The organism is Calditrichota bacterium (assembly GCA_013151735.1).
GTDB lineage: Bacteria > Zhuqueibacterota > JdFR-76 > JdFR-76 > BMS3Abin05 > BMS3Abin05.
In genome coordinates this window covers 1-7,318 of the sequence record JAADHR010000045.1, presented here as the reverse complement: position 1 = coordinate 7,318, position 7,318 = coordinate 1, and the positions used below count along the sequence as shown (strand labels likewise).

5 protein-coding genes are annotated in these 7,318 nt (G+C 53.4%); all 5 read right to left on the bottom strand.

Annotated elements, in window-relative coordinates:
* The coding region (locus GXO76_02605; GenBank protein NOY76742.1) for a glycoside hydrolase family 3 protein at positions 1-800 on the bottom strand (800 nt) is incomplete at its 3' end.
* A 14-nt stretch (positions 801-814) separates the two neighbouring features.
* Complete coding sequence (locus GXO76_02600; GenBank protein ID NOY76741.1) at positions 815-2,053, bottom strand: family 16 glycosylhydrolase; 1,239 nt, start codon at positions 2,051-2,053, stop codon at positions 815-817.
* Between the two features lie 225 nt (positions 2,054-2,278).
* The gene (locus GXO76_02595; GenBank protein ID NOY76740.1) at positions 2,279-5,707 is read right to left on the bottom strand and encodes a PQQ-binding-like beta-propeller repeat protein; all 3,429 of its coding nucleotides are present in this window, start codon (positions 5,705-5,707) and stop codon (positions 2,279-2,281) included.
* Between the two features lie 149 nt (positions 5,708-5,856).
* On the bottom strand, positions 5,857-7,161 hold the full coding sequence (locus tag GXO76_02590) for an FGGY-family carbohydrate kinase (protein ID NOY76739.1): 1,305 nt from the start codon (positions 7,159-7,161) through the stop codon (positions 5,857-5,859).
* On the bottom strand, positions 7,158-7,318 hold a 161-nt coding region (locus tag GXO76_02585; GenBank protein NOY76738.1), incomplete at its 5' end, for an aldolase. The genes GXO76_02590 and GXO76_02585, both read right to left, overlap by 4 nt.

Sequence of the window (7,318 nt, the reverse complement as noted above, 5' to 3'; positions counted from 1 at the left end):
AGCAATTCGGGGTTTTCAGCGGTGTAAAAGCCATTCAGGCGATTGTAGGATGTCATAATCGACTGCGGTTTTCCTTCCTTCACGGCGATTTCAAATCCCCTCAAATAGATTTCCCGCAAAGCCCGTTGACTGACGACGGCATTGTAGTACTGTCGGTTAGTTTCCTGATTGTTGGCCACGAAATGCTTCAATGTCACGCCGATTCCCCAGGACTGCATGCCGCGCACCATCGAAGCCGCCATTTTTCCCGTCAGCAGCGGATCTTCCGAGTAATATTCAAAGGCGCGCCCGCATTTGGGATTTCGGTGGATGTTCAATCCCGGCCCCAGCACCAGGTCAAAATCATATTCCAGGGCCTCGTTGCCAAAGGCTTTTCCCACCTGTTCCACCAGGTCGGTGTTCCAGGTGGCGGCCAGGCAGGTGGCCGTGGGGAAGGCCGTCGTGTAGTGGTAGTTTTTTTCGCCCTCTTTCGGGGCTTGCCGGTTCAGGCCCGCCGGGCCGTCGGACATGGCCGTGGACCAGATGGAGAGACGGGGAATCAACAGTTTGGAGTGCTGGTCGGTAATAATCATGCCCGTGCCGTTTTCCACTGTCCGGGGATCCACGGCTGGCATGAAGCGGCCGTCTCCCACAATGAGCCCCAGTTTTTCTTCCAGCGTCATTTGTTGCACCAATTCCCGGGCCCGTTTTTCAATGGATTTTTCCCCGCTGCCTTGCGCGCCGAGGGCCGTGAGCGAAAACACGGCAAGCAGGGGAACGACAAACATCCCAAATGAAAAGAATAGTTTGAATGAATGCATAGGTCACTCCTGAATTAGTTCTTCTTTTTGTACACTTTTACGTAGTCGATTGTAAACACATCCGGATACGTGGCGCCGTCAAGGTCTTCTTTCGAGCGCGCCGGTTCAAAACTGAGAATGATGTATTCGTCAATATGAGAAATCGCCTGTTTGACTTCGTGGTACTTGATCCCGTCCACAAAAAAGGCGTATTTTTCGGGTGTCCATTCCACGGCAAAGGTGTGAAATCCCTTGTCCAGCCCCGGAACTTTGCTGAGGAATGAACCGGAGGTTTTTTGGTGGGGCCCGTACGCCCAGTGCAGGTTGTGCGAAACAAAATCCTTCCCCTGATTTCTAAAATATTCAAAAATGTCGATTTCCGTTCCAAACTTGGCCGGGTCTTCTCCCTGGGAGATTTTTGGGGATTGAATCCAAAAAGCCGCCCAATTGCCCGTGGTTTTGGGAAGCTTGGCCCGGCACTCAAAATAGCCGAAGGTGGTTTCAAACCGTCCCTGCGTGCCCACAGCCCCCACTTTGAGGGAATCATTTTCCAGCAGTGCATAGAGGTTTAGAAATCCGTTTTTCACTTCCACTGCCTCGGGCGTTACGTAGCCCATCGCACGGGGACCCACACCGCGTACTTCCCACTTGGTGGTGTCCAGCCGGTCGCCGTCGAACGTGTCTTCCCAGAACAACCGGTACCCCGCTTTTTCCGGATCAAATGGTTTTTTGGACAACGGTTGAAACAATTTTGTCTGGGATCGGTCCGTGGTGATGAGAACCGGCCGCCGCCAGAGACCGCCGCTGTTTCCCCAATCAACCACCTTCACCGCAATGAGATTGGGTTTTCCAAATTCGATTTGTTTGGTCACATCCACAACGGAAGGACGTCCCGCGTAGGAGTGATGCGACATTCCAAAGGTCGCTACCGATTCGCCATTGACGAAGAGAGTGTAGGCGTCGTTTACGGCTCGAAATTTCATCCAGACTTTTTTGCCTTTCCACGCGGCCGGAATGAGGACGGACTTCCGGTACCACGCCGTGCCGTCCAGATCCGGGTAGCCCTGGTCTTCCCAGCGCAGGCCGGCGTTGAGCGTGTCCCAGTTGGAATCGTCAAAATCGACGGCATACCACTTTTCGGACATGCCACGATCCTTTTTGTCAGGAGAAAAGCACCAGTTCATGGAAAGATCGATGGTCTGAGGCGGATGAGGCTGTTGACACCCGGCTGCCAAAAGAATAAAAATAGCAATCGCAATGAATTTAATCTTCATAGCTAACTCTCCCATAAATTTGCTATTTTAAGAGATTGCTTCGTCCGCCAGCGCGGACTCGCAATGACACCACTTCACGACAAACCTGCCTCGTCAGCAGATTTTGAAATTTTGATACGCTTCTTTACTTCTCAAAAACAAAATCACTTTTTGCTTTTGGAGTAAACTCACGTCGTTCATTCGTAAATTCTTCTGAAATGATTACCTGAGTCCAAAAAAAGCACGTCATTTTTCATGGCGTTTTTTTATTTCAATGAGTAATTTCGCCATTTTCCGCCTCACTTGGGTTATTTTTTCCCAGCGCCGGTCGGCTACCTTTCGAACGCCCCTCAATCCCTCCACGCCGGGCAGTGTGCCATCCCTGTCCACTCCGCAGAACCGGGCAACGGCCGGGATGTCTGTGGACAAAAACTTTTGCACGGCACGACGAACCTTTGGGGAAACACCCGCACTTTTTACGGCCTGCTGCAATTGCATGAGCATATTGTAATCTTCCACGCCATCGCGCACCGCTTCCCACCGCTTGCTCGTTACCACGCCGTCACCCGGATAAACAAGCAGGTAATCCTGCCCCCCTCTGGGCACATACCAGGGGTTGTATTGCGATGTGCAATAGGACCAGAATCCAATACCCGTCAGCCCGTGGCGGAAGGCAAGCCATGCCTGCCCGCGATAATAGCCCAGGGGCGATTGGTGTTTGGCGTTGCCTCTGCACTCATACGTCCACACGGTTTTACCGGTGGATTTGATAAAATCAAGCTTTTTCCCGCCCTCATGGAGCAGATAGCCGCTGCGGTTCGGACACCAGATATCCACAAAAGGGGCCATCCTTTTCAACTCACTCATGGTGGCTTCGCCAACCGGATCGGCATATATCTTCAGGCTGGCATCCAGTTCGCGAATGGGCCTGGCATAATTGACGAATTCCTCCACACGTTTTTCTCCTAACCCGGGCTCGTCAACCGGATAAAAGGCAAAATCGTTGTGACTAAGACCCAGTTCGGCCAAATGCCGGGACCACTTGCCAATCCATTCTTTGTAAGCCTTAATCCAAACGGGCGAGAATGGCTGCGCAGGGCCTTTCAAACTGCCCTGATAGCCGCAAAAAAGAATCATGCCAAAGGGCGCATACCGGCGGACATACGCGTCATGAGCCGCAAAGTCAATGGTGCCCAGGTCGCCGTGTTCGTCAAACGTGGCCTTCGGTGCAAATGCTCCAGTCGCCACAAAAACATTGGTGCCGTGCCGTACCTGATCCTTCAATGCTGCCTCAGGCATATCCTTGAGCATGGAAGATTCCACATAGCCCCACTGACACAATCGCAAGGGCTGCTTTTGGGTTAATCCCACGGGCCAGACTTTAACGGACATATTCGCGAAAACCTCATGCGGACTTGTTTCCAGCGTGCGGAAACGAATTCGGGTGTTCCAGTTGCCAGGAGGGAGATGGGCTGTGTTGACATTGATCCAGAGCTGGCGGACGCTTAACGCCGGCAGCACAATGGTGCGCGCCTGCCCAACTTTGGGCAAGGCATCGGCAGAAAGATCGAGGGATTGCGTCGGGACATCCAGCACCTCATAAAATTCAAGCACCTGGCGAAAGGGGATCCGGGTGGAATCCGCCGCCAACAGATTTTGCGGCTCAATACGCAGCACCACAGGATGGTCACTGAAATTGGCCAAATTGACCGCCGCAGATTCTATTTCACCCGAAAAGGCCTCTATCCGAAGATTCGGGGCACGGGAACGCCCCTCAATAATTTCATCCACACCGGCAAACGGTGCCCAGGGATTGGCGGCATAGGCGGCAAGCATATTCCCCGCCGCTACCGCCGCGCGCGTCATGGCCTCCAATCGGTACGCCCGGGCCCGGGCCTGTTCAAACTGCGACCGAAGCTCGCCCCGTTGCAGAGGCGAAAGCGTGCCGGCGATTTTGACTTGTTCATTCAGCTTTTGCCATTGCAGGGACAACAGCGTCATCTGGTTGCGCACATAATGACTATCGGCCACGCTGTGTACATTAGCACCTATTCTGGCGATGGCTTTGCGCAGGTCGTCCGCATCTTTGGCAAAGGGAACCAGATAAAACGTCTGTTTCCGTTGCGCAATCCGTTTTTCCCCCGCCTTCAGGCGGCAGACAAACTGCACATTTTCGGCGCTTTGTCCCACAATGACGTAGGGCATTCGTCCGGAAAAAAGTGAGTCGGAGGAGGTCATCCTTGAACGGACAGGCCGACCCGTGTCTTTGCGAATCTCCATTTCCAGAGTCAATCGCTGCTTTTTCGGGTTTTCCACGGTTACGCAAAACTGGTTATCCCCGACGTGCATTGACCCGTAATCCACGGCGGTGATGCCGGTGCGAGGTTTTTTTGGGGTCTGAAGCCGCGAGCCGGTGCGGGCAGAATTCATGCGATATTCCCCCCATAAAACGAGAGGCGGAAATGGCATCTTTTTGGGTGACTCGCTCAAAGCCACCACATCGGATATGGTGGCGCAGATGACACTCAATCGGCCGTTGCCTCGAAAATCCACCACCGTGGGCGAAGCATTCATGGCGCCATTGAGCGGTACCTGCTCCTTCAGATTGCCGTCGCCGTCAAAGATGAACAGAGCATCACTGTAGCCGCCAACAATGACTTCTGGCATGGAATCGCCGTCAATGTCAGCGATGGCCGGGGAGCGGCGGACACGCTGTCCGACGCTGGCTTTCCATTTCAGGGTGCCCCCTTCTGTAAGACAGGCCACATGGCCGCGCAGATCGGCCACAACAATATCCGTTTTGCCGTCCAAATCCACATCGCCAATGGCAATGGCATCGTGCACCTGCCCTTGCATCGGATGATGCCAAAGTTCATTCCCTGCGGCATCATACACGGAAAAACCATTGCCCTCTCCAAGCAGGATTTCCGGTACGTGGTCGCCATTCAGGTCGTAGACCAGCGGCGAGGCACTAACGGCGTCTCCTGTTTTCACTCGCCAGCGTTCACGTCCCTTGTCTGAAAAGCAGATCAGCGGCGTCTCTTTGGCCCCCAGTAAAATTTCACGTCGGCCGTCACCATCCAGGTCGGCCAGAGCAGGCGCCGTATTAAAACTCAGCTTTGTATTTTTCTTCCACTTCAGTGCGCCGTTTGTGTTCAGGCAAACCAGATGGCCGCCCCTATCTCCTGCAATGAGCTCCACCTGTCCGTCGCCATCAATGTCAGCGGCAGCGAGAGCCGTCATACCCCAGGAAAAATCGGCCGGCATCCGGTAATCCCAATTTTTGGCCCCGCTTCGGGCATCCAGGCAAATAACCGCACCGGAATTCGTGAGGACGTAAAGTTGCAACGGCTCACCGGCCAGGGTTGGCGGATTACTGATAGTCTGATTGAGATCAACGGCCCATTTTTTATGGCCATTCGCGTCCAGGGCCAGCACACGCCCTGCGGTGGTTGCAAGAATAACGTCTTGCACGCCATCGCCGTCCACATCCGCCACGGCGGGAGACGTATCCACATATCCGGCGCCGGGCACAAAATTCCACAGGATGTCACCGGCCATAAGCGCTGAAACGGACAGCAGACCCCAAATGACCGCCACACTGAACAGCGCCGGGATGACGGCCCGGGGATTCACGAAACCTTTTTTGTGTCGGGCAGAAGGAAAAAGAGTCATGTTACCTCCCAATAAAAAAAGGGTTATTTGGGTCAATTTAAACAGTTTGCCTCCATGGTGCGGATTTTTGCAATCGTTTGTCTCATTCTCCGCCCTCATCCTGGTATTGCCTCACTTAAAAAAACGCATTTTAGGAGTCATCCTCCAACTCACTCATTTTTATTTCCCCCGATTTTATTCTGACTATAAATTTCCACGGCGCCAAACAAACCGGCATCGGCGCGATTTTGAATAGTGAGCGGCCTCTGCAGAGCCTCCTGCACGATTTTAATCAACACTTCTGATTGCAGCATCCCCCCGGAGAGGTACATATTTTTCACAGGCACCGCTTCCCGAATCCGGGACAGGTGGCTCTTTAATCGAATCATATAATGTTTAATGATGCCGGCACAGAACCTGTGCGCTTGCATTCCGGAAAAGGCGTGCCATTCCGATTTCTTGAACGACGGCGCCCGGGCATCCACTTCTGGATACTCGAAATAGGTTTGAAAAAGGTTATCATACGTGCCCTGTGAAAAAAAGTATTCCTTCAATTCCCGCATTTTTAATCCGAAATCCGGTTCATAATTTAACAGAAAATAACTTTCCCCCACCGGGTGCTTTCCGGCGATTTGGCTTTCCGTCAGGCGGGTAGCCAGCGAATTTGTGATCGTGTAAAAAACCATAGCGGTGCCCAGGTTGATGTTGACATCGCCCGGTTGGTGCAGCCCCGCGCCGCAGGCAGATGCCCCCTGGTCGTTGCCGCACAAAAACACGGGGAAACGCTCAGGCCAGGCCCAATCCTGTTGAATTTTATTCGAAATCCGTTCCCCCCGGGTCGCGGCTCTTTCAATTTTTGGGAAGGCATTTGGGGTCAGACCCAAAATGGCCAGGATTTCCGGATTCAGGTCCTTCCGACGAAAATCGTACACGCCGCCCATGCCGAAGCTGGTGCTGTCCGAGTAAAAATGACCGGTCAGGCGGTAGGCCAGGTACTCGTGAATCAACGGAAAGGCCCGGGCCTTTTTAAAAACCTCGGGTTCACGCCGTTTCAGCCACAGCAGCTTGCTGACGTACTGCGCCGGCAGGGGACGGGCGAATCCAGCGGCTTCGGCGAAATCCGGCACGTGTTGTTGCAGGATTTCGGCTTCTTCCCTTGCCCGCTCATCCAGCCAGACAATGCCGGGCCGGAGCGGCCTAAAATCGGCATCCACCGGGGCGAAGGTTTGAGCCTGACTGGTGATCAGGAGCGCCTCGACACCGGCACGCTGAACAACGGCTTGCGCCAGGCACCCTTTCAGCAAATCACCGACACTATCGAAAAAAAGATCAAAATCGATTTCAAAAACGTCCTGCCTTTGCGTCATGGGAAATTCACGCTGATGACGCGCGAGAATAGTGCCGGTAACATTGACGCAACCGCACTTGATGTCACTGGTGCCGATGTCCAGCACCAGAAATAGTTTATCGTTCAATTCAGAAATTCCAGTGCTTGTTCGACACTCAGACCATCATGGACAATCCCCATCAAAGCCTTTGTAATCGCTTTGGGGTTTTCGTGCTGAATGATGTTTCGTCCGTACACGATACCGGCCGCACCCCGATCGATGACGGCCTTGGTGCGGGTCAAAA